Origin of the sequence: Actinomycetospora sp. NBRC 106375, from assembly GCF_030269665.1 — a bacterium.
Lineage (GTDB): Bacteria > Actinomycetota > Actinomycetes > Mycobacteriales > Pseudonocardiaceae > Actinomycetospora.
Genome location: NZ_BSTS01000001.1, coordinates 524484 through 546258, shown reverse-complemented (window position 1 = coordinate 546258; position 21775 = coordinate 524484). Strand labels below are relative to the sequence as shown.

At 74.5% G+C, this 21775-nt stretch carries 25 protein-coding genes; 13 read left to right on the top strand and 12 right to left on the bottom strand.

Translation table 11 applies throughout. The features are described from left to right. Nucleotides 1-41: 41 nt before the first annotated feature. The gene (locus QSK03_RS02655) at nt 42-1139 is read right to left on the bottom strand and encodes a PEP/pyruvate-binding domain-containing protein (RefSeq protein WP_285648399.1); all 1098 of its coding nucleotides are present in this window, start codon (nt 1137-1139) and stop codon (nt 42-44) included. Continuing rightward, nucleotides 1136-2944: a PEP-utilizing enzyme gene (locus tag QSK03_RS02650; RefSeq protein ID WP_285648398.1), complete on the bottom strand. Its 1809-nt coding sequence runs from the start codon at nt 2942-2944 to the stop codon at nt 1136-1138. Before QSK03_RS02650 ends, QSK03_RS02655 begins: the two co-directional genes overlap by 4 nt. A 182-nt stretch (nt 2945-3126) precedes the next feature. On the opposite strand from QSK03_RS02650, the gene QSK03_RS02645 reads away from it, so the two are divergent. Beyond that, complete coding sequence (locus tag QSK03_RS02645) at nt 3127-3882, top strand: SDR family oxidoreductase (RefSeq protein WP_285648397.1); 756 nt, start codon at nt 3127-3129, stop codon at nt 3880-3882. 136 nt (nt 3883-4018) lie between these two features. Here the strand turns inward: QSK03_RS02645 and QSK03_RS02640 are convergent, their stop codons facing one another. The 9 genes from QSK03_RS02640 to QSK03_RS02600 form a co-directional block, all read right to left on the bottom strand. After that, nucleotides 4019-4750 carry a pentapeptide repeat-containing protein gene (locus QSK03_RS02640; RefSeq protein WP_285648396.1) on the bottom strand — a complete coding sequence of 244 codons (732 nt, stop codon included), beginning with the start codon at nt 4748-4750 and terminating at the stop codon, nt 4019-4021. Between the two features lie 40 nt (nt 4751-4790). Next, nucleotides 4791-5303, bottom strand: a complete 513-nt coding sequence (locus QSK03_RS02635; protein WP_285648395.1) for an SRPBCC domain-containing protein — start codon at nt 5301-5303, stop codon at nt 4791-4793. Then, entirely contained in the window at nt 5300-5632 is a 333-nt protein-coding gene (locus QSK03_RS02630) for an ArsR/SmtB family transcription factor (protein WP_285648394.1), read from the bottom strand. Before QSK03_RS02630 ends, QSK03_RS02635 begins: the two co-directional genes overlap by 4 nt. 52 nt (nt 5633-5684) lie before the next feature. Beyond that, nucleotides 5685-6920: a cytochrome P450 gene (locus QSK03_RS02625; protein WP_285648393.1), complete on the bottom strand. Its 1236-nt coding sequence runs from the start codon at nt 6918-6920 to the stop codon at nt 5685-5687. A 44-nt stretch (nt 6921-6964) separates the two neighbouring features. Continuing rightward, a complete protein-coding gene (locus QSK03_RS02620) occupies nt 6965-7954 on the bottom strand; it encodes an AraC family transcriptional regulator (protein WP_285648392.1) in 990 nt (329 codons plus the stop codon). A 7-nt stretch (nt 7955-7961) separates the two neighbouring features. Beyond that, nucleotides 7962-8369, bottom strand: a complete 408-nt coding sequence (locus QSK03_RS02615; RefSeq protein ID WP_285648391.1) for a tautomerase family protein — start codon at nt 8367-8369, stop codon at nt 7962-7964. Further along, nucleotides 8369-9403 carry a 4-hydroxy-2-oxovalerate aldolase gene (dmpG, locus tag QSK03_RS02610; protein WP_285648390.1) on the bottom strand — a complete coding sequence of 345 codons (1035 nt, stop codon included), beginning with the start codon at nt 9401-9403 and terminating at the stop codon, nt 8369-8371. Before dmpG ends, QSK03_RS02615 begins: the two co-directional genes overlap by 1 nt. Beyond that, nucleotides 9400-10341 (bottom strand): acetaldehyde dehydrogenase (acetylating), encoded by a 942-nt coding sequence (locus tag QSK03_RS02605; RefSeq protein ID WP_285648389.1) that lies wholly within the window; start codon nt 10339-10341, stop codon nt 9400-9402. The genes dmpG and QSK03_RS02605 overlap by 4 nt, the downstream gene beginning before the upstream one ends. 74 nt (nt 10342-10415) lie before the next feature. After that, complete coding sequence (locus tag QSK03_RS02600; RefSeq protein ID WP_285648388.1) at nt 10416-11135, bottom strand: IclR family transcriptional regulator; 720 nt, start codon at nt 11133-11135, stop codon at nt 10416-10418. Nucleotides 11136-11244: 109 nt separating this feature from the next. Here QSK03_RS02600 and QSK03_RS02595 point away from each other — a divergent pair, with 109 nt between their 5' ends. The 10 genes from QSK03_RS02595 (at nt 11245) to QSK03_RS02550 (ending at nt 18754) form a co-directional block, all read left to right on the top strand. Continuing rightward, on the top strand, nt 11245-12225 hold the full coding sequence (locus tag QSK03_RS02595; protein WP_285648387.1) for a DODA-type extradiol aromatic ring-opening family dioxygenase: 981 nt from the start codon (nt 11245-11247) through the stop codon (nt 12223-12225). Next, nucleotides 12225-13037: a class III extradiol ring-cleavage dioxygenase family protein gene (locus tag QSK03_RS02590; RefSeq protein WP_285648386.1), complete on the top strand. Its 813-nt coding sequence runs from the start codon at nt 12225-12227 to the stop codon at nt 13035-13037. The genes QSK03_RS02595 and QSK03_RS02590 overlap by 1 nt, the downstream gene beginning before the upstream one ends. After that, a complete protein-coding gene (locus tag QSK03_RS02585) occupies nt 13037-13327 on the top strand; it encodes a BMC domain-containing protein (protein ID WP_285648385.1) in 291 nt (96 codons plus the stop codon). The genes QSK03_RS02590 and QSK03_RS02585 overlap by 1 nt, the downstream gene beginning before the upstream one ends. Nucleotides 13328-13331: 4 nt before the next feature. Next, nucleotides 13332-13664 carry a BMC domain-containing protein gene (locus QSK03_RS02580; protein WP_285648384.1) on the top strand — a complete coding sequence of 111 codons (333 nt, stop codon included), beginning with the start codon at nt 13332-13334 and terminating at the stop codon, nt 13662-13664. Further along, the gene (locus QSK03_RS02575) at nt 13661-13906 is read left to right on the top strand and encodes a EutN/CcmL family microcompartment protein (RefSeq protein WP_285648383.1); all 246 of its coding nucleotides are present in this window, start codon (nt 13661-13663) and stop codon (nt 13904-13906) included. The genes QSK03_RS02580 and QSK03_RS02575 overlap by 4 nt, the downstream gene beginning before the upstream one ends. Before the next feature lie 67 nt (nt 13907-13973). Beyond that, nucleotides 13974-15074, top strand: a complete 1101-nt coding sequence (locus tag QSK03_RS02570) for a PEP/pyruvate-binding domain-containing protein (RefSeq protein WP_285648382.1) — start codon at nt 13974-13976, stop codon at nt 15072-15074. Beyond that, nucleotides 15064-16887: a PEP-utilizing enzyme gene (locus tag QSK03_RS02565; protein WP_285648381.1), complete on the top strand. Its 1824-nt coding sequence runs from the start codon at nt 15064-15066 to the stop codon at nt 16885-16887. The genes QSK03_RS02570 and QSK03_RS02565 overlap by 11 nt, the downstream gene beginning before the upstream one ends. After that, nucleotides 16884-17591: an HAD-IA family hydrolase gene (locus QSK03_RS02560; protein WP_285648380.1), complete on the top strand. Its 708-nt coding sequence runs from the start codon at nt 16884-16886 to the stop codon at nt 17589-17591. The genes QSK03_RS02565 and QSK03_RS02560 overlap by 4 nt, the downstream gene beginning before the upstream one ends. Before the next feature lie 40 nt (nt 17592-17631). Beyond that, nucleotides 17632-18081 carry a RidA family protein gene (locus tag QSK03_RS02555; RefSeq protein WP_285648379.1) on the top strand — a complete coding sequence of 150 codons (450 nt, stop codon included), beginning with the start codon at nt 17632-17634 and terminating at the stop codon, nt 18079-18081. Beyond that, nucleotides 18071-18754: an alpha/beta hydrolase family protein gene (locus QSK03_RS02550; RefSeq protein ID WP_285648378.1), complete on the top strand. Its 684-nt coding sequence runs from the start codon at nt 18071-18073 to the stop codon at nt 18752-18754. The genes QSK03_RS02555 and QSK03_RS02550 overlap by 11 nt, the downstream gene beginning before the upstream one ends. A 55-nt stretch (nt 18755-18809) precedes the next feature. Here the strand turns inward: QSK03_RS02550 and QSK03_RS02545 are convergent, their stop codons facing one another. After that, nucleotides 18810-19658, bottom strand: coding sequence for a mycofactocin-coupled SDR family oxidoreductase (locus QSK03_RS02545; protein WP_285648377.1), 849 nt, complete (start codon nt 19656-19658; stop codon nt 18810-18812). Nucleotides 19659-19841: 183 nt separating this feature from the next. Here QSK03_RS02545 and QSK03_RS02540 point away from each other — a divergent pair, with 183 nt between their 5' ends. Further along, entirely contained in the window at nt 19842-20738 is an 897-nt protein-coding gene (locus tag QSK03_RS02540) for an AAA family ATPase (protein ID WP_285648376.1), read from the top strand. A gap of 194 nt (nt 20739-20932) precedes the next feature. Next, nucleotides 20933-21721: a vWA domain-containing protein gene (locus QSK03_RS02535; RefSeq protein WP_285648375.1), complete on the top strand. Its 789-nt coding sequence runs from the start codon at nt 20933-20935 to the stop codon at nt 21719-21721. Nucleotides 21722-21775 lie beyond the last annotated feature (54 nt).

The following is a 21775-nucleotide window of genomic DNA, read 5'->3' as shown; positions in this document are numbered from 1 at the left end:
GTGCCGGCGCTACGCGGGCGCCGGCACGACCGGGACGCTCGTCACCGCCCCGGGATCGGCTTGCCGGAGAAGAGGTACTTCTGTGCCAGGGCCACGGGGTCGTAGGCGGCCGGGGCCGCCTCCTCCGCGGAGGAGGTCACCGTCACCGGGCGGGTCTGCACGATGCAGACCGGGTCGCCCGCGCGCCGGTGCCGGCCGATCACCCACTCGACGTCGACCGGGTGGCCGTAGTGCTCCTCGATCGCCCGCACCGCCGACGCGATGGCGCTGATCTGCTCGGAGTCGAGCACCTGGCGGTCGGCGAGCTTCGCCGGCATGTCGATCTCGGTGACCGCGCCGACCGCGAAGTCGAACGCCGACACGATCCGCTTGTGCGCGACGTCGTACCGCAGGACTCGGCCGTCGGCCTTGCCGACCTCCACGTGGTCCGGGTCGACGAGCCCCTGCACGATCGCCTCGCCCCAGCCCCAGCTGGTCTCGATGACGATGCGGTCGGCCTTGCCGGTGACCGGATGGACCGAGAACGCGACCCCCGAGGCGCGGGCGTGGATCAGCTCGATGACGCCGACCGCGATCGGCATCGCGTGGTGGCTGATCCCCTTGCGCAGCCGGTAGGCCAGCGCCCGGGCGGTGAACAGCGAGCCCCAGCAGTTGCGGACCGCGTCGAGCACGCGCTCGATGCCCGAGACACCGAGGTAGGTGTCGAAGATGCCCGCGAAGCTCGCGTCCGCCGCGTCCTCGCCGGTGGCCGACGAGCGCACCGCGACGGGCACGTTGACGTCGACCGCCCGCAGGCACAGCTCCTCGTACGCGTCGGTGAGCGTGGTGGTGAGCTCGTCGGACATCGGCGTGTCCACGAACAGCCCGCGGATCTCTGCCGAGGCCGCCTCGACCTCGGCCTCGGGAGCCTGCTCGCCGAGCCGCGAGATGATCGCGTCGATCTTCGCGTCGAGCCCCGTCTCGGCGCAGTGGCGCAGGTAGGCCCCGGTGGTGACGGCGAAGCCGTCGGGGACCTGCACGCCCGAGCGCAGGAGCTCCGAGAGGCGGCCCATCTTCGAGCCGCCCAGCTCGATGGCGGTCGTCGGGTCGGTCTCGTCGACCCAGATGACCGGTGTGGTGGTGGGGTCCGGAGACGTCATCCGACCACCGACCCGATGGTCGAGCTCCGCTGCGCTCCGTCTCCCGCCGCCGCCTCGCTCGCGGGCGCCCGGTCGGCGGCCTTGGTGAGCACGGTGACGGTGCCCGTGGTGCCGTCGACCTCGATCTCGTCGCCGTCGCCGATGGAGAAGGTCGCGACGCCCGTCGCGGTCACGGTGGGGACGCCGTACTCGCGGCCGACGATCGCGGCGTGCGAGAGCATGCCGCCGCCGTCGCACACGGCGCCGGCGATCTTGCCGAAGGCCGGCGTCCAGTTCGGCGAGGTCGACTCGCAGACCAGGATCGAGCCGGGCTCGAGGCGGTGCAGCTCGTCGGAGGACTGGAGCACGCGGGCGGTGCCGCGGGCGGTGCCCTTGGCCGCCGCCACGCCCTGCAGCACCGTCTGCGACTTCGCGTCCGGGTTCTGCACGGCCCTGATCGACTGCGGGTTGAGCCCGAAGATCTCGATGAGGATCGGGTCCTCGACGGCCTCCGGGATCGTGCCGAGCACCTTGGGCATCTCGCTGCGCTTCGCGTGCCAGTGGTCGAAGTACTGGCGGCGCTCGGCCACCAGGCTCTTGAGCTCGCCCTGGTAGGGCTTGCGGCCGGAGGCGACGTCCATCAGCTCGGGCCAGAACAGGTAAAGCATGTCGTCCTTGTTGTCCGCGTTCTCGCGGCGCGCCAGCTCCTGGCACCCCCACCGCAGCGGGAGCATGACCTTGAGGTCGATGTAGTAGTTGTGGTCGTCCTGCCACCAGGGGAAGTTCGCGGCCTGGTTGGACTCCAGGCCGGCGTCGAAGACGGCCTGCTCCTCCTTGGTCAGGCCCGAGCGCGCGGTGTCGATCGCCTCCTCGCGCTCGGCCATCGCGTTGCGCGCCGCGGCCTCGAAGTCGTGGTCCTCGGGGCGCTTGAGGAAGGTCTTCACCAGGCCCAGGGCGATCGCGTTGTCCTCGATCCAGCTCGGGACACCGACGTCGCAGGTCGCCTCGGCCCGCCAGCCGTAGATCTGCAGGAAGTCGTCGAACTCGGTGAGCCACTGCGACGCCGCGCCGCCGTGGCGCCCGAGGGCGGCGCGCAGCTCGTGGGGCTCGTGGGTGTCGAAGACGTCGGCGATGCCCAGCTGCCGGGCCCGGGCGGCGAGCCTGTCGAGCTCGCGGTCCGTCTCCATGATCTTGGTGTCCTCGCCCTGGAGGAACTTGCCGATCTCGTTCGGGTTGATCCCCATGTCCGCGCAGGCGCCGTAGAAGCCGAGGAAGTTGGCGAGCATCGGGTACATGACCCCGAAGTGGATCTCCATGGCGCGCTTGTGGTACCGGCGGCCCTGGCCGAGGAGGTCGCTCAGGTCCGGGGTGCCGGCGAAGTCGACGCCGCGGAAGTACGACCACGTGGACTCGAGCTCGTCGCGGCCGCCCTCCCAGATCGAGCGGTAGTTCTGCAGGAAGTGCGGCAGGTTCGTCGCGATGCGGTTGGCGCGCGCACCGATCTCGCGGGGGTCGGTCTCGGGCAGGGCGCAGCCGTAGAGGTGGGTGCCCGCGAAGCGCGCGGTGACGCCGCGCCCGGGCGGCAGCGGCAGCGACTCGGCGGCGTGCTGGGTGCCCCAGCAGTAGCCGTCGCCGCTCCACAGCGTCGCCGCGAGCGGGGTCAGCCCGCGCGACCAGTGGAAGTCCAGGAACCAGAAGCCCTGCTCGTCCCCGGGCTTGAACGGGCTCGCCGGGTCGACGATCCAGGGCATCTCGAAGTGCTCCGGCTTGTACCCCGGGTACCACTCGCCCGTGGCGAACTCGTCCACCGGCACCACGTTGGCCATCTGATCCTCCTCGTCGATGAGCGCGCGATCACGGTCGTGCCCCCGGGTCTGTGATGCAAGCAACACGTTCCGCGCCCGGGAACGTTGCCAACCGCCGAACGGCCTCCTGCGGTGGTCCGACGGTGATCCCTAGGGTCACGCGCCGTGGGTGGTGCGTTCCTGGAGGTGGGTCGGTGGACGGGGTGAGCGAACCGTCGGCCGTCGTGGTGGGTGCCACCGGTGCCCTGGGCGGTGCGATCGTGCGGCGGCTGCGCTCGCGCGGGGTCCCGGTCCTCGCGGTGGCGCGCTCCGCCGACGCCGTCGCGGCCCTGGGCGCCGACGACGAGGGCGTCGTCCCGTGCGCGGCGGACATCGGCTCCGATGACGCCGGCGCTGCCATCGTCGATGCGCTGACGGCGTGGGGCGCGCCGGTGCGGATGGTCGTGCAGGCCGCGGGGCTCCCGGCGCTGGGCGGGCTGGACGCCGTCGAGCCCGCCGCCCTCGGCGCCGCCGTGGCCCTGAAGGTCGGCGGCCTGCTGCGCCTGGTGCGCGCGGCCGACCCGTGGCTGGGGGAGGGGTCGCGGCTCGTGGCGCTCGGGGGCCACTACGGCGCCGAGCCCTCGCCGCACGTCCCCGGCGCCGGCGTCACCAACGCCGCGCTCGCCAACCTCGTGCGCCAGCTCGCCGACGCCTACGGTCCGCGCGGCGTCACCGCCCACCTCGTCGCCCCGGGGCCCGCGGACACCGACCGCCTGCGCCGGCTCTCGGCGTCCCAGGCCTCGACGCGTGGCCTCGACGTCGAGGAGGTGCTGGCCGAGCGCCGCGCCGAGTCACCCCTGGGCGCGCTCGTCACCCCGGAGCAGGTCGGCTGGGCCGTCGGGACGCTGCTCGACCCCGAGGCCGCGGCGCTCACCGGCTCGACGCTGGCGTTGGACATGGGCGCGCGGCGCGGCATCTGACGGAGATCAGGGGCGACGTCATGCACCCCACGGCCCGAGGCCCGCCGCGGTGCGTGGTGCGCTCCTGATCTCTCGCGGCGGGCGTGAGGGGAGCCCGTCGGCGAGGTCGGCGACCGCCCCGACGACCGCGGGCCCGTCAGATCACCTGGAGCCCGAGGGCGCGGCAGACGTCGGCGGCCTGGCCCGTCGACACGATCGCGCCACGGAGCACCGCCGGTGTCTCGGGGGTGATCTCTCCGAGGTCGGCGCCGCGCAGGTCGGCGCCGGCCAGGCGGGCGTGGGTGAGGTCGGTGCCGCGCAGCGCGCAGTCGGTGAACACGGCGTCGCGGAGGTCGGCGCCGGAGAGGTCGGCGTCGGAGAGGTCGACGCGCTCGAGACGCCAGCCGCGCAGCGCCGCGTCGGCGAGCCGGGCGAGGGCGAGCGAGGAGCCGTCGACGGTGAAGGTCACCGCGAGGCTGCGCATGCCGGTGAGGTCGGCGCCGATCATGCGGCAGTCGCGGAAGGTCGTGTCGGTGAGCCGGGCACCGACGAGGCGGGCGCGGGAGAGATCGACGCCGGTGAGGTCGGCGTCGGTGAGGTCGGCGTCCGAGAGGTCCGCACCGGCGAGCGAGCCGCCCTCGACCCGGACGCCGTCGAGCACCGCGCTCCGCAGGCGGGCGCCGGCGAGGTCGCAGCGTTCCAGGACCGCGGCGCTCAGATCGAGACCGGAGAGGTCGAGCTCGTCGAGGACGCACCGGCGCAGCGTCCACGGCCCGCCACGCCCCAGGGCGTCGCGGACCTCCTCGGCGTCGGCGTCGGCGAGGTCGACGTCGGAGACCTCGGTGCCGTCGCGGAGGGCGGCGAGTGCGTCGAGGCGGGGGGTGCTCACGGGCACCGAGTGTGCCCGGCGCCCCGGCGCGTGGGGCCCGTCAGCCCGGGATGGGGGCGCCGGACGGCACGCCGGCGGCGACGTAGCCCTGGTAGAGCGCCTCCCACGCCGGGGTGCGTCCGCCGGGCGCGCTGGTCGGCGCGCCGGCGGCCGCGGCGTCGAGGGCGTCGAGGCAGAGGTCCCAGCCGGCGGCGTTGCGGGCGGCGCCGTCGCGCTCCTGCATGAGGTGGGTGAACGTCAGCCGGGTCCGCCCGTCGCGGAGGGTCTCGACGTCGAAGCGCAGCTCCTCGCCGTCCCACGAGAACGCGACGCGGTGCGGCGGGTCGTGGGCCAGCACCTCGCCCGTGCCGCCGTCCCCGTCGGCCTCGAACGTGAACGCGAGCGCCGCGCCGACGTCCCACGACGCCGGCGCGACCCGGGCGGGGAACCAGTGCGCGAGCTCCGAGGGGTCGGTGAGCAGCGCGAACACCCGGTCCGCGGCATGGTCGTACTCGCGGACGAAGCGCAGGGCAGGGCGTCCGTCGATCTCCAGGTAGCTGCCGGTGGGGCTCACGAGGCGTCCTTCCGTGGATCGGTCTCCTCGAGGCGCCGGCCGAGGGCGTCGAGGCTGTCGGACCACAGCCGCCGGTAGGGCGCGAGCCAGGCGTCGAGCGCGGCGAGCGGCGTGGGGTCGATCTCGTAGACCCGCCGCTGGGCCTCGGGCCTCGCGCGCACCAGCCCCGCCTCGCGCAGCACCCGCAGGTGCTTCGAGGTGCTGGGCTGGCTGAGATCGAGGCTCTCGACGAGCTCGCCGACCGCCCGGGGGCGCTCGCGCAGCAGCCCGAGCATCGCCCGGCGGTGCGGATCGGCGAGCGCCGTCCACGTCGCGGCGTCGGTGGTCACGGCATCGAGCATGCCCTACCGGTAATATTCCTCGCAAGGCATGGAGCTCGCGTCACCAGGTGACGTCGAGGGTCTCCAGGCCGCGGAAGAAGTAGCTCGCGATGTAGGTGGGCTCGTAGCCGTCGGCCAGGCGCATCCCGGGCAGGCGGCGCACCAGCGTCTCGAGGGCGACGCGGATCTCGGCGCGGGCCATCGGGGCTCCGGGGCACACGTGCAGGCCGCGGCCGAAGGCGAGGTGGTCGCGGACGTTGGCGCGGTCGATGTCGACGACGTCGGGGTCGGGGAACGTCGTCTCGTCGCGGTTCCCCGAGCCGAACAGCAGCAGCACCATCGTGCCGGCCGGCAGGTCGGTGCCGCCGAGGCTCGTGTCCTTCGTCGTGATCCGGAACAGCCCGCGGTGGGGCGCGTCGCGGCGCAGGACCTCCTCGGTGACCTTGGGGATCGCCTTGGCCGGGTCGGCGACGACGCGCTCGTGGACCTCGGGGTTCTGCAGGATCGCCAGCATCGTTGCGGTGATCGCGTCGCGGGTGGTGTCGAAGCCGGCGACGCGGGCGGCGCCGCGCACCACGTTGATGACGTAGTCGTCGTCGAGGCCGGGGAAGCCGTGGGCCCCGTGCACGAGGTCGGAGATCAGGTCCTCGCGCCGGTGCTCGCGCCGGTCGTCGATGAGTGCCTGCAGGTAGCGGGTGTAGTCGGCCATGCGGCGGGCCGAGGCGATGCGGTCGTCGAGCGGCGCGAGCAGGTTCCAGAGCATGTTGACGTCGTCGGTCCACTGCTGGATCCGCTCGCCGTCCTCGGCCGGGAAGCCGATGATCGCGTTGATCACCGACTGCACGAACGGGACGGCGTAATCGCCCACGAGGTCCGCGCGGCCCTCGACCCAGCCGTCGATCAGTGACTCCGCGGTCGCGCGCATCGTCGGCAGCATCGCCCGCACCCGGGCCCCGGTGAACCCCGCGTCGAACACGCGGCGGATCGGGTGGTGGGCGGGCTCGTCCTCGTTCACCACGGCGTTGGTCTCCGGGACGCCGCCGGCCTCGAGGACCTCGGTGACCTCGGGCGGGTTCCAGTAGATCTTCGGGACCGCGACTGCCGACGAGTAGGTCGCCGGGTCGTCGATGACCGTGACCAGGTCGTCGTACCGGGTCACCATGTACGCGCCGAGGACCGGGTTGATCATCGGCGAGTGGGCGCGGGCCTCGCGGTAGAACAGGTGCGGGTCCTCCCGGTGCGGGCTGACCATCGGGTTGAACTCGAGCGCGGGGCTGCTCTCGTCGGTGGCGGTCACGGCGTCGTGCCTCCCCGGAGACGGGTGGTGGTGGCCGCTCGACGCTAGGTGTGGCGTGGCTCACGGGTCGAGCCGCGCGCGGTAGGCCTCGTGCCGGATCCGGCAGTGCGCGAGGGCGGCTCGCCGAAGGTCGCGCGGTAGGACCGCGCGAAGCGGCCGAGATGCGTGAAGCCCCAGCGCATGGCCACGTCGGCGACGCTGCCGCGCCCCGCGGCGAGATCGTCGCGGGCGCGGCGCAGGCGGACGTCGCGCACCATCGCCATGGGGGAGACGCCGTGGTGGCGTGCCATGCCGTCGCGCAGGCCGCGCGCGCTGACCCCGGCGACCTCGGCGAGCAAGGCGACCGTCCACGGGTGCTCGGGACGTTCGGCGACGGCCGCCATCGCGCGACGCACCGATTGCGGTCCGACCGCGGTGGCCGGCGCGGCGAGGGCGTCGCGGTAGGGGTGGTCGACGGTGTGCAGCAGGCCCGCGACGACGGCCTCCACCAGCGGGCACATCACGCGGGGGTCGGCCGCGAGACCGCGCGGGTCGGCGGCCAGGTCGGCGAGCGTGCGCACCAGCGACCACCACCGCCCCCCGTCCTCGGACGCGAGGTCGATCGTCGGTGCCAGCGCCACCGCACCGCGCACCGGCCGGTCGAGCAACGCCGCGAGCTGGTTCTCCAGCGCTCCACGTTCGATCTTGAGGCCGAACAGCCGTCCGCCCTCGGCCCATCCGTGCAGCCGGGCGGTGCCGTCGGGCCGGTAGACCGCCGCGGTCGCCGCGGTGGAGCACACGTCGGCGCGCCCGCTGCGGGTGCGCAGGACGCCGTCGAGGGCGATGTTGACCTCGTAGCCGGTGGCGAGCTCACCGGTGTCGATGACGACTTCGCCGCCGTAGGACAGCACGCCGGCCGCCACCGGCCCGAGGTCGACCGCCGAGAGCCGCATCGAGAACTCGGACGGGTCGTGCAGCATCGTCAACCGGTGCGGGAAGTAGATCTCCGCACACTCCGCCTGGGCGCGGTCCGGGTCGGACGTGCTGACGTCCACGCCCGGCCTACCCGGCCGCCGCCCGCGCGGCGATCTCGTCCCGGCGCGCACCCGACGCCGGCACGCCGCCGATGGCCCAGTCGTCGGGCGGCACCTGGATGATCCGCCCGCGCACCCGCTCCCGGGCCGCGCCCAGGACGTCGACGACGATGTCGGTGACGTCCGCGAGCAGCCGGTGGCGCTGCTCGACCGGCCGGCCCTCGAGGACGATCGCCGTGAAGTACGGCGCGGGGGCACCGCCCGTCTCCCCGCCGACCGCCCAGTGCTCGGGCGCGTGCAGCGTCAGGTAGGCCCGCACGCGCTCGATCGGCGACGCGAGCACCTCGGCGTAGCGGCTGCTCAGGCGCTCGAGGAGGCGCTGGTGCTCCGCGGCCGTGTGGTCGCCCTCGACGAGGTGGACCTCGAGGATCGGCATCAGCCCTGTTCCCGCTCGCGGGCGAGCTCGAGGGCCACGTCGATGATCATGTCTTCCTGGCCGCCGACGAGGCCCAGCTCGCCGCACCGACGCAGGATGTCGGGCACCGGGACCTTGTAGCGCTCGCCGGCGTGCTCGGCGTGCAGCAGGAAGCTCGAGTAGACGCCGGCCCAGCCCTGGGTGATGGCGTTGCGGTCCATCTTCGGCCAGCGGTGCAGGTAGGGGCGCACGACGTCCTCGGCCGCGTCGAGCAGCGCGGTGACGTCGAGGCCGGTCTCGATGCCCATGCGGTCGAACACCGCCGCGAGCACCTCGGTGGGGGAGTTGCCGGAGCCCGCGCCGAGCGCGCACAGCGAGCCGTCGATCTCCTTGACGCCGACCTCGGCGGCGATCACGGAGTTGGCGACGCCGAGCGAGAGGTTCTGGTGGCCGTGGTAGCCGACCCACGCCTCGTCGCCGACCTCGGCGAGCAGCGCCTCGAACCGGGCCCGGGCGTCGTGCATCAGCAGCGCGCCCGCGGAGTCGGTGACGTACGGGCACTGGCAGCCGGCGTCGACCATGATCCGCGCCTGCTTCGCGAGGTCCTCCGGCGGCGTGCGGTGGGCCATCATGAGGAACCCGACGGTCTCCATGCCGAGGTCGCGGGCCACCCCGAAGTGCTGGGGCGAGACGTCCGCCTCGGTGCAGTGGGTGGCGACCCGGACGACGTCGGCGCCGGCGTCGCGGGCGCGGCGCAGGTCGTCGACCGTGCCGATCCCGGGCACCAGCAGCACCGCGATCCTCGCCTGCTTCACCTCCTCACGGGCGGCGGCGATGAGCTCCAGCTCGTTCGTGTGGGAGAAGCCGTAGTTGAAGCTGGAGCCGCCGAGGCCGTCGCCGTGGGTGACCTCGATGACCTCGACGCCGGCGCGGTCGAGGGCCCGGACGGTGTCGCGGACCTGCTCCTCGGTGAACTGGTGCGCCTGCGCGTGGGAGCCGTCGCGCAGGGTCGTGTCGGTGATGCGGACGTCGTAGCGGATCTCGGGACGGGTCATGCCGGCACCTCTGCTTCCTGGGTCGAGCTCCGCTCCGCTGCGTCTCCCGTGCCCGCGGCGAGCAGCTCGCCGACCTGCGCCGCGGCGGCGGTCATGATGTCGAGGTTGCCTGCGTACTCGGGCAGGTAGTCGCCGTTGCCCTTGACCTCGAGGAAGACGGCCACCCGGCCCCGCCCACCCCACTTCTCCGAGGGCGGGTCGAACTGCGGCTCCGCCCGCATCGTGTAGCCCGGGACGTACTGCTGGACGCGGCCGATCATGTCGTGGATCGACGCCGCCACCGCGTCGGTGTCGGTGCCCTCGGGCAGCGAGCAGAACACCGTGTCGCGCATGATCATCGGCGGCTCGACAGGGTTGAGGATGATGATCGCCTTGCCGCGCTCGGCGCCGCCGACCTCCTCGACCGCCCGGGCCGTGGTCTGCGTGAACTCGTCGATGTTCGCGCGGGTGCCGGGCCCGGCCGACCGTGACGCCGTCGACGCGACGATCTCGGCGTAGCTCACCGGCACCACCCGCGAGACGGCCGCGACGATCGGGATGGTGGCCTGCCCGCCGCAGGTGATCATGTTGATGTTCGGGGCGTCGAGGTGCTCGGGCATGTTCACCGCCGGGCACACCATCGGGCCGAGGTGCGCCGGGGTCAGGTCGACGGCCCGGATCCCCGCGTCGGAGTAGCGCGGCGCGTTGGCCGCGTGTGCCTTGGCCGACGTCGCCTCGAACACGATCTTCGGGAGCGGGTCCTGGCGCAGCAGCCAGTCGACCCCGTCCGACGACGCGGGCACGCCCATCGCCCGCGCCCGCTCGAGCCCGTCGGACTCGACCACACCCACCATCGCCGTGACCTCGAGGCGCGCGCTGCGCGCGAGCTTGGCCAGCAGGTCGGTGCCGATGTTGCCCGGGCCGACGATCGCGGCCGGGACCTTCGCAGGCGCACTCATGCCCGCAGAGTGACACCGCTCACCGGTACCCGGGAACCGCAGCGTTCCGCCGGACGGGACAGCGGGACGCGGGATCAGACCAGCTGCCGCCCGGCCCGCGCCGCGGCGGTGACGACGTCCTCCGCGGCCCGGGCGAGGACCGCGCGGGAGAACAGCGGCGTCGGGCCGGCGACCGAGAGCCCGCCGACCGGGCGGCCGTCGGCGTCGACCACGGCCGCGGCGACCGAGGTGCGCCCGGCCTGGAACGCCGAGCTGACGAGGAAGCCCGCTCGCCGGGCGGCGTCGAGCTCGGCGTGCAGGGTCGCGCGGTCGGGCGGGGCGAGGTCCTCGTCGCGGCACAGCCGATCGATGCGCGCGTCCGTCTCCGCCGCCGACAACCGCGAGAGCGCCGCCTTGCCGCAGCCGCCGCGCCAGGCCGGCGCGCGCAGGCCGACGCGGTTGTCCATCGGCGTCCGCAGCGGCCCGGTCTCCCGGTGCAGGTAGACCGTCCAGCCGCCGACGAGCTGCCCGACGTGGACCTCCTGCCCGGCGACGCGGCACAGGCCGCCGAGGCCGCCCTCCACCGCCGCGACGAGCCCGGTGCGCTCGATGATCTGCCCCGCGAGGCCGACCAGCAGCGGTCCGAGCCGCCAGCCCCGCCGGGGCACCGTCTCGAGCAGGCCCTCGTCGGCGAGGGTCGTGGCCAGGACGTGGACGGTGCTGCGGGGGATGCCGGTGCGCTCGGCGAGCGCCCGGGTGGAGAGCACGTCGCTGCCCGGCCCGAACGCGCGCAGCAGCAGCGCCGACTTGCTCACCGCCGCCACCGTCACCCGGTGGAGCTTCCTCGGCCCCGGAAGGCGGTGTCCAGCACCGCGGGACGGCGGCCTGGGTGACGGACGGCGGCGCTCCCTAGCGTGCGCCGGCATGGGTCGGGTGTTCCACGTCACGGCCGGCAGCGGCCGGTCGGCGTCACGGCGGGCGGAGCGCACCGCGGCGACGGCGCCCGCTCCCGCCCGGCGACCGGGGGAGACGGGGCGCGGCGGCATCGTCGCCGGCTACCTCGCCCCGCACCCGCCGCACCTCGTCTACGCCGAGAACCCTCCGCAGAACGAGCCGCGCTCCACCGGCGGCTGGGAGGTGCTGCGCTGGGGCTACGAGGAGCTGCGGAAGCGGCTCCGCGCCCACCGGCCGGACGTGCTCGTGGTGCACGCCCCGCACTGGATCACCATGGTCGGCCACCACGTCAACTGCGTGCCGAACCCCCGCGGCGTCTCGGTCGAGCCGATCTTCCCGCACCTGTTCCGCTACCACTACGACTTCCGCACCGACGTCGAGCTCGCCGAGGCGGTCGTCGAGGAGGGCGCGAAGGCCGGGCTGGTCACCAGCGGGCTGCGCGAGGAGGGGGTGCGGGTCGACTACGCGACGATCGGCGCGCTGCACCTCGCCAACCCCGACTGGGACCTGCCGGTCGTCTCGCTCTCGGCCAACAACAACCCGTACTACTACTCCGACGCCTCGCTCGCCGAGATGGAGACGCTGGGGGAGGCGACGCGGAAGGCGATCGAGCGGACGGGACGCCGCGCCGTGCTGCTCGCGTCCAACTCGCTGTCCCACCTCCACTGGGACAGCGAGCCGGAGCTCCCCGAGGACATGGGCGTCGAGCGGCCGTTCGACCACGCCCAGTACGCGGGCGACATGGAGCTGCTGCAGACGATCCGCGAGGGCCCGACGTCGCGGTTGAAGCAGGCCGTGCCCGCGCACATCGAGGCCACCTCGTCGGAGACCAAGGCCGGCAGCCTCACGTGGCTGATGGCGGCCATGGGCTGGCCCGCGATCGCCGGCGACGTGCTCGCCTACGGCACGGTCATCGCCACCGGGAACGCCGTCGTGGAGTGGGTGCCCTGATGGCCCCGCCCGCCGCCCTCGTCCCCGCCATGCCCCACCTCCTGGCCGGCGACCCCGCCGGGAGCTGGGCCGAGCTGGCCGCGGCCACCCGCACCGTCGGCGACCGCCTGCGTGCCGCCGGCGTCGACACCGTCCTGCTGCTCTCGACGCAGTGGTTCACCGTGCTCGGCCACCAGGTGCAGTGCGACGACCGTCTGCGCGGCCGGCGCACCGACGAGAACTGGTACGCCTACGACTACGGCCACCTCGACCACGACCTCGCGATGGACGTCGAGCTGGCGCACGCCTGGGCCGACGCGATCGACGCCGCGGGCATGCAGGCCCGGCGGACGCGCTACGACGGGTTCCCGGTCGACACCGGCAGCGTCGTCGCGTCGCGGCTGCTCGACCCGCGGCACCAGGGCCGCTGGGCCCAGGTCTCCTGCAACCTCTACGCCGACCCCTCGGCCATGGCCGCGGTCGCCGCCACCGGCGTGCGGGCGGCGTCGGGGCTCGGGCGTCGACTCGGCGTCGTCGCGGTGAGCGGGCTGTCGTCCGGCCTCACGCCGCGCTGGATCCGCCCCTCCGAGGACCGCGTCGAGCCCGAGCACGACCGGTGGAACCGCAAGGTGCTCGACGCGATCCGCACCGGCGACCGCGAGGCCGTGCTCGGGATGCGCGAGGAGTTCGCGGCGGCGGCGCAGGCCGACAGCCAGTTCCGGGCGTTCGCGTTCCTCGCCGGCAGCGGCACGGTGGACCGGCCCGGCGAGGTCCTGGCCTACGGGCCGGTGTGGGGCACGGGAGCAGCAGTCGTCTGGTGGGGAGAGAGCTGATGGCACGGGCAGTGGGGTTCATCGAGGCCGAGGGCTTCGTGCCCGTGTTCGACGCGGTCGACGCGATGGTGAAGGCGACCGAGGTCGAGGTCCGCGGGGCCGTCCGGCTCGGCGGCGGGCTGGTCGCGGTGGCGGTCACCGGCGACCTCGCCACGGTCGAGGAGGCCGTCGAGGTGGGCGAGGAGGTCGCGCGCGCGGTGTCCGGGCGCGCGGTGAAGTCGATCGTGTTCGCGAGCCCGTGCACGCCGGTCCAGGCCCTGGCCGGCGACCTGTCGATGGTGGGGAGCTAGAGCGATGGCTGAGCGGGGTGCGGGCGCCATCGGGATCCTCGAGACGCGCGGCGTGGTGGCGCTCGCGGCGGGGATCGAGGCGATGATGAAGACCGCCGACGTCGAGACCGTGGCCGTCGAGCGGGTCAGCAGCGGCTACCTCGCCGCCGCCGTCCGGGGGCCGCTCGCCGCGGTCCGGCAGGCGATCAACGCCGGGTCGGCGGCGATCGAGCAGTACGGCGAGCTGCGCGCGGCGCAGGTCTACCCGAAGCCGCACGGGGTGTCGGTCGGCCTGCTCGAGAACGGGAGCTCCGAGCGGCTCGCCCGCGCGATCGAGGCGTCTGGGTCGGGACAGTGATCCTCGGCGAGGTCGTCGGACGCGTGTGGTCCGAGCGCGAGGTCGACGGGCTCGGCGGCGCGCGCATGGTCGTCGTCCGCGACCCGGAGTCGGGGGCTAAGCGCGTCGCGGTCGACCTGCTCGACGCCGGCACCGGGACGACGGTGCTCGTCGCGACCGACGAGGCCGCCGCGGCGGTGACCGGACGCAGCTGCGTCGACGCCGCCGTCGTCGCGCTCGTCGCCGGGTGGGACAGCCCATGAGCCCCCGCAACGACCGCCGCCGCGGTCGCTCCTTCGTCGCACCGCGTCGCCGTCGGCGGTGGTGGCCGTGAGCGGGGACTGGGTGGTGCCGCTCGGCGACGCGGCCGCCGGCGACCCCGACACCGTCGGCGGCAAGGGCGCCGGGCTGCACCGGCTCGTCGACCTCGGGGTCCGGGTGCCGTGCGGGTTCGTCGTCACCACCGACGCCTTCCGGGCGGCGCTCACCGACGCCGCGGGCACCGTCGACACCGTCGAGGCGCCGCTGCGCGACCTCCCGCCCGACGCCCCGATCGACGTCGTCGAACGCGCGGCGTCCACGACCCGGGCGCGCCTGCTGCGCGCGGTGGCCGCCGGTCCGGTGCTCGACGCGGTGCGCACGGCCTACGACGAGCTCGCCGGCGGCATCTGCCGGGTCGCCGTGCGCTCGTCCGCGGTCGGCGAGGACGCGGCCGGCGCCTCGTACGCCGGCGAGCACGACACGTACCTCGAGCTGCGCGGCCGGGACGCCGTCGCCGACGCGGTGTGCCGGTGCTGGGCGAGCCTCTACACGGCGCGGGCCGTGTCGTACCGGGCGCACGCGGGACTCGGCGCGGCCGGGGCGATGGCCGTGGTCGTCCAGGAGATGGTCCCGGCGCGCGCGGCCGGGGTGTTCATGACGCTCAACCCGGCGAACGGGGACCGCTCGACGGTGGTCTGCGAGGCCGTGTGGGGGCTGGGGGAGCCGCTGGTCTCGGGCGCGGTGACCCCGGACCGGTTCGTCATCGACAAGATCAGCGGCGAGGTCGTGCGCCGGGAGATCGCGACGAAGGAGCGCTCGCTCGTGCGCTCCGCCGAGCACCCGGGCACCGTCGAGGTCGACGTCCCCGCCGACCGGCGGGACGAGCCGTGTCTCGACGACGCCGAGCTCGCCGAGCTGCTCGAGCTCGCCCGGCGCGTCGAGCGGTCCGCGGGCGTGCCGCAGGACGGCGAGTTCGCCGTCGCCGAGCCGGGCGGACCCGCGCGCGTTCAGCTGCTGCAGACCCGCCCCGAGACCGTCTGGAGCGCCCGCGCCCCCCGCGCGGCCGCTCCGTCGGGCTCCGGCTCCGCGCTCTCGGCCGTGCTGGCCACGCTGACCCGGGGCGCCTCCGCCGCCCCACCGCACGAAGGGACGCCCGACCATGGTGGCTGACCGTTTCCCGAGCCCGTTCGACATCGAGACCCCGGCCGGCGCCGAGGGCTGGGAGTCGATGTACGACTGGTACCACCTGTTCGGGCCCGAGCGGCGCGAGCTGGACGAGGGCCGGTTCTGGTTCGCCGACCGGCTGCACCACCCCGACGTCCTGCACCCGTACGACGAGATCCAGTGCGAGTGCTGGTGGCAGGCGCTCGGCGCCTTCAACACGCGGATCTTCGCGATGCCGCCGGCCTTCGGCGTCGACCAGCGCATCCTCAACGGGCGCCTCTACGTCACCCCCGTCGCCGCGCCGCCCGACGACGTCGCCGCCCGCGCCGAGGAGTTCGGCCGCCGCGCCGGGCACTACTACGAGCGCTGGGACGCGATCTACGCGGAGTGGAAGGAGAAGGTCACCGCGAAGCTCGCCGAGATCCGGGCGATGCGCTTCGACCCGCTGCCCGACCTCGAGCCCGAGAGCACCGTGTTCGACCACGTCGGGCACTCGGCCGGCTTCCGGATGATCCGGGACTTCGACCGGCTCGTGCTGACGATGTACGAGACGTACCAGTACCACTTCGAGCTGCTCAACATCGGCTACGCGGCCTACCTGACGTTCTTCGCGATGTGCCGCCAGGCGTTCCCGGACATCTCCGACCAGTCGATCTCCCGGATGGTCGGCGGGCTGCGGGTCGAGCTCTACCGGCCCGACGACGAGCTCAAGCGCCTCGCCAAGGAGGCCCAGCGCCTCGGGCTGGGCGACCGGCTGTCGGGCACCGAGGACGCCGCGACGCTGTTCGCGTCCCTGCGGGAGGACGCTGCCGGCGCCGAGTGGGTCGCCGACTGGGAGCGCACGGCCGACCCGTGGTTCCTCATCAACACCGACCCCGGCCACCCCGGCGGCTACCACACGTACCCGACCTGGGCCGACCAGCCGGACATCCCGCTGGCGTCGGTCCGCGAGTACCTGCGCCGGCTCACCGACGGCGAGTCGATCGACCGGCCGACCGACGAGGTGCTCGCCGAGCGCGACCGCATCACCGCGGGCTACCGCGAGCTGCTCTCCGACGCCGACCGCGCCACGTTCGACGACACCGTCGGCCTCGCCCGGCAGGTGTTCGCGTTCATCGAGGAGCACGTGCTCTACATCGAGCACTGGATGTGGGCGACGTTCTGGGCCAAGTCCCACGAGCTCTCGCGGGCGCTCGCCGCGATGGGCGAGGTCGACGAGCCCGAGGACATGTTCTTCCTGCGCCGCTACGAGGTCGCCGAGGCGATCTACGACTGCGTCGCGGCGTGGTCGGTCGGGTCGCGCCCGCGCGGCGCCGACCACCTCCGGCCGCTCATCGCCCGCCGCCGTGAGATCTACACGGCGCTGCGGGCCTGGGAGCCGCCGCCCGCGCTCGGCCCGCCGCCGTCGCAGATCGACGAGCCGTTCACCGTCATGCTGTGGGGGATCACGACGTCGTCGGTGTCCGAGTGGCTGCGCGCCGACGGCGACGACGGCACCCTGCGCGGCACCGCCGGGTCGCCCGGGATCGTGGAGGGCCCGGTCCGCGTCGTGACCCACCCCTCCGAGCTGCCCGACGTCCAGCCCGGCGACGTGCTGGTGTGCCCCGCGACGTCGCCGGCCTGGGCGCCGGTCTTCGCCCGCATCGCCGCCACCGTCTCCGACGTCGGCGGGATCATGAGCCACACGGCGATCGTGTGCCGCGAGTACGGCATGCCCGCGGTCGTCGGCACCGGCAACGCGGTGTCCTCGCTGCGGACAGGCCAGCGCGTCCGGGTGGACGGGAACGCCGGCGTGGTGACGGTGCTGGAACCCGCGTGACGTCCTGCGCCCCCCGCCCGCCGGGGCCCGGGGACCCCACCCCGCCCGATCCGGTCCGGGCCGCCCGCCGCCGCGCGCTGCGCCGGACCCGGACGGCCGGCGGCACCCTGCTGCTCGACATGGGCGGGGTCGTCATCCCGACGCTGTTCGAGTCCACGGACGTGCCCGGCTTCCCGGCCGGCCCGACCGGTGTCGACGCCGACTACCGGACGGTCGAGGCCGGCGAGTCCCAGGAGCGCGACTACTGGGCCCGGCTCGCCCGGCGCCGGCCCGACATCGACATCGGCGCGCTGTGGCGGGACTGCTCGTACGTGCGCGGCGAGGTGCTCGGGCTGATCGCGCGTCTCGCCGGGCGCGTGCGGGTCGTGGCGTTCACCAACGACATGGCGCACTGGTTCGGCGACGACTGGCCGGCGCGCTTCCCCGCGGTGGCGCGCTTCGACGGGGTGCTGGAGGCGGCGAAGATGGGCGTGCTCAAGCCCGACCCGCAGGCCTTCCGCGCCGCCGCGGACGCCTTGGGCGAGGACCCCGGGCGCTGCCTGTTCGTCGACGACCTCGCCGCCAACCTCAACGGGGCCCGCGCGGCCGGGATGAACGCCGAGCTCTTCGACGTGACCGACCCGGCCGGCTCCGTCGCCCGCGTCGCCCGGGCGCTGGGCCTGCCGGCCGACGAGCCCCGGCGGCGGAGGGTGTGGGCCCCGTGAGCGCCGTGACGGGACACGGAGCGGAGCGGGAGTGGACCCGATGACACCGTCCCCGGAGGAGAGGGTCGCCGAGCTGGGCCTGGAGCTCCCGCCGCTGCGGCGTCCCGCCGGCCACTACCGCGGCTGGACGACGGCCGGGGACGTGCTGCACCTCGCCGGGCAGGGCGCCGACGGGCACACCGGACGCCTCGGGGCCGACCTCGGCGTCGACGACGGCTACGCCGCGGCGCGGGCGTGCGCGCTCAACCTGCTCGCCCAGGCCCGCGACGCCGTCGGCTCGCTCGACCGCGTCGCGCAGGTCCTCGTGCTGCGCGGCTACGTCGCCTGCACCGACGACTTCGTCGACCAGCCCGCGGTGATCGACGGGGCGTCGGACCTGCTGGCGTCGGTGTTCGGCGAGCGCGGCGAGCACGCCCGCACGGCGATCGGCGTCCGGGCGCTGCCGCGGGGCTTCGCCGTCGAGCTGGACGCGATGCTGCGTGTCCGCTGAGCGTCGCTGGTACGGGGACGATCCCTCGCAGTTCGTCGAGGTCCACCGCGGGACCGGCGCCGGCGTCGTCGTCCTGCTGCACGGCGGGTTCTGGCGTGCCCGGGTCGGGCTCGACCACATCGCGCCCGTGGCGCGCGATCTCCACGCCCGCGGGCACACCGTCGGGAACGTGGAGTACCGACGGGTCGGGCAGGGGGCGTGGCCCGCCACCCTGCAGGACGTCGAGGCCGCGGTGCGCACGGTCGAGGGCCCGGCGGTGGTCGTCGGACACTCCGCCGGCGGGCACCTCGCCGCGTGGGTCGCGTCGCGGGTCCCCGTCGCCGGCGTCGTCTCCCTGGCCGGGGTGCTGACCCTCGCCGACGCCGCGCGGGACGGCGTCGGCGGCGCCGCGGTGCCCGACCTCCTCGGCGGGATGCCCGACGAGGTGCCCGACCGCTACGCCGAGGCCGACCCGGCCGCCCGGATCCCGCTCGGCGTCCCGCTGCGGGCCGTCCACGCCCCCGACGACGACCGCGTCCCGATCGCGATCAGCCGGGTCTACGTCGACCGCGCCCGGGCGGCCGGCGACGACGCGCGGTTCGTCGAGGTCGCGGGCGACCACTTCACGCTCGTCGACCCGACCCACCCGACCTGGCCGACCGTCTACCGGCAGATCACCGACCTGCTGGCCTGATGTGAGCGGAATTCCCGGCCAGGGCCGGGAATTCCGCTCACGTGCGCCGATCGGGTCAGACGACGTTGGGGAACCGGTAGGGCTGGGTGCCGCCGGCGTCGACGGCCTGCGTCGTGCCGGTGACGTAGCGCGCCTCGTCCGAGGCCAGCCAGAGCACGGCGTTCGAGATGTCGACCGGGTCCACCCACGGGATCGGGATCGCGTTGACGTTCTTGTAGGCCTCGGTGGCCTGCGCCTTCGTCGCGCCCTCCACGCCGGTGAACAGCTCGTAGATGGCCTGGTTCTGGATCATGTCGGTGTTCACGACGGTGGGGTGGACCGAGTTGCAGCGGATGCCGTGCTGGGCGAGCTCCACCGCGAGCACGCGCATCAGCCCGGTGACGCCGTGCTTGGCCGCCGTGTAGTGCGCGAGGTTGCCGAACGCGACGAGGCCCGCGGTCGAGCTGGTCAGCACGATCGACCCGCCGTTGCCGGCCGCGAGCATCGCGGGGATGGCCGCCTTGCAGGTCTTCCAGACCCCGGTCAGGTTGACGTCGATCATCTCCTGCCAGACGTCCTCGGACAGCTCCCAGGCGGGCGCGAACGAGGCGATGCCGGCGTTGGCCGAGACGATGTCCAGGCGGCCGAACTCGCTGACGCCGTCGGCGACGGCGGACTCGAGGGCGCCGAGCTCGCGGACGTCGGCCACCCGCGCGAGGACGCGCCGGTCGAGCTCCTCGATCTGCCGGACGGTCTCGTCGAGGTCCTCCCGCCGGGCCTGGGGGTAGGGCGTCGTCTTCGCGTCCTCGCACGAGTCGACGGCGATGATCTCCGCGCCCTCCTGTGCCAGGCGGAGTGCGTGGCTGCGTCCCTGGCCCCGCGCCGCCCCGGTGATCAGCGCGACCTTGCCCTCGACCCGACCCATGACGTCCTCCGTCTCCGCCGGGCGCCGTCGCCCGGCCCGCGTTCCACCGTGGAGCTGGTCGTTAGCGCAGGTCAATCGAACGATCGGACGCCCCGGTTCGTCCCTACCGACCGGTGGTTTGGCAGGTCCCGGAGCGGGCTGGTAGTCATGGTCGGACCGACCCGCGCCGGGAGGGTGCACGCGATGACACGAGCCGACCCCGCCGCCCGGCGCGACGCGATCACCAGCGAGCTGGTCGGTCGCCGCCGGGAGCTCGACCTCGTCCTGGCCGCGGTCACCGCCGGCCGCGACATCCTGCTGGAGGGTCCGCCGGGGACCGGGAAGTCGACCATGCTCCGCGCGATCACGCGGAACTGGGGCATCCCGTTCGTGCTGGTGGAGGGCAACGCCGAGCTGACGCCCGCCCGGCTCGTCGGCCACCACAACCCGGCCCGGGTCCTGCGGGAGGACTACTCCGAGGACAACTTCGTGGCCGGGCCGCTGGTCGAGGCGATGCGCTCGGGCGGGTTCCTCTACATCGAGGAGCTCAACCGGGCCCCGGAGGACACGCTCAACGTGCTGCTCGCCGCGATGGCCGAGCGGGAGGTCGCCGTGCCCCGGGTCGGCACCATCCCCGCCGAGGCCACGTTCCGGGTGCTGGCCTCGATGAACCCGTTCGACAACGTCGGCACGGCGCGGATCTCCGACTCCGTCTACGACCGGTGGTGCCGCCTCGCCGTCGGCTACCAGGACGCGGCCGAGGAGACCGACATCGTCGCCGTCCGCACCGGCTCCGTCGACGGGACGCTGATCGGCGACGCCGTCGCCATCACCCGGGCCACCCGCCACCACCCGGAGCTGCGCCGGGGCTCCAGCGTGCGCGGGGCGATCGACACGGTGGCGATCGCGACCGAGCTGGAGGCCCTCGGGAGCTACGAGGAGCGCACGCGCCTGGTGCTCGACGCGGCCCTGCTCGCGCTGACCGCCCGGGTGGGCGTCGACGAGGCCTCCGACGCGAGCCCCGAAGAGGTGATCACCGAGATCTGGGAGAACCATTTTTTCTCCTCCCCCGGCGGGCGGCGCCGGGTCCGCACCGCCTGAGCGTCGACAACGCCGTCGCGATCCCGACCGCCGAGGGACGCGAGCGCCGGACGCTCGATCCCCTGCGGCGCAGGCCCAAGCAGCTCGCCGAGGCGCCGGCGCTGTTCCGTGAGGGCTCCGACCCCCTCGTCGTCGACCTCGGCGGCACCCGGGCCGGGGACGGCGCCGACACCCGGCCTGCGGGCGGGCAGGGGGTGCTCCTCACGGGCCAGACCGCGCGCCTGGCCGACCTCGACGAGCTGCTCGAGGACCGGACCGCGGACCCCGAGGTCGCCGCGATGGCGCAGCGGATCGCGCGTCGGCTGGCCGTGCGCCGCCGCCCCCGCGAGGCCCGCGCGGAACGCGGTGCGGGGCGTCTCCTCTCGGTGCCCTACCGCTACCGCAGCGACGACATCGACCTCGACCGCACCATCGAGGTGCTCGCCGAGCGCCCGGTGCCCGAGGACACCGACATCGTCGTCCGCGAACGGATGCGGGCGCGCCGGGCCGTCGTGCTGGTGGTGGACGTGTCCGGGTCGATGCGGGGGGAGAAGGTCAAGATCGCCGCGGCCACCGTCGCCGCCCTGTCGGCGGATCTCGTGCACGACGTGCTCGGGCTGGTGGCGTTCTGGTCCGATGCGGCGCTCCTCGCGTCCACGGCGAAGCCGGTCCCGCCCGCGCGGCTGCTCGACCAGCTGGTGCGCATCCCCGCCCGGGGGCTGACCAACGTCGGGTTCGGGCTCTCCGTCGCCCGCGCGGAGCTCGCCCGGTCGACGGCGCGCCGGCGGACCGCGGTGCTGCTCACCGACGCGGTCCACAACGCGGGCCCCGACCCGCGCGAGATCGCGCGCCGGTGCGACGAGCTGCACGTCCTGTGCGAGACCGACGGCGAGCACGACGCGCCGCTCGCCCGCGACATGGCCCGCCTCGGGCACGGCCGGTTCGCCGCGATCGCCACCCACCGCGACGTCGCCCCGGCGCTGAACCGGCTGCTCGCGGGGTGAGGCCGTGACGCACGCACCGTGACCGCCGCGGGACGCTGCGCGCCTGGTGAGACA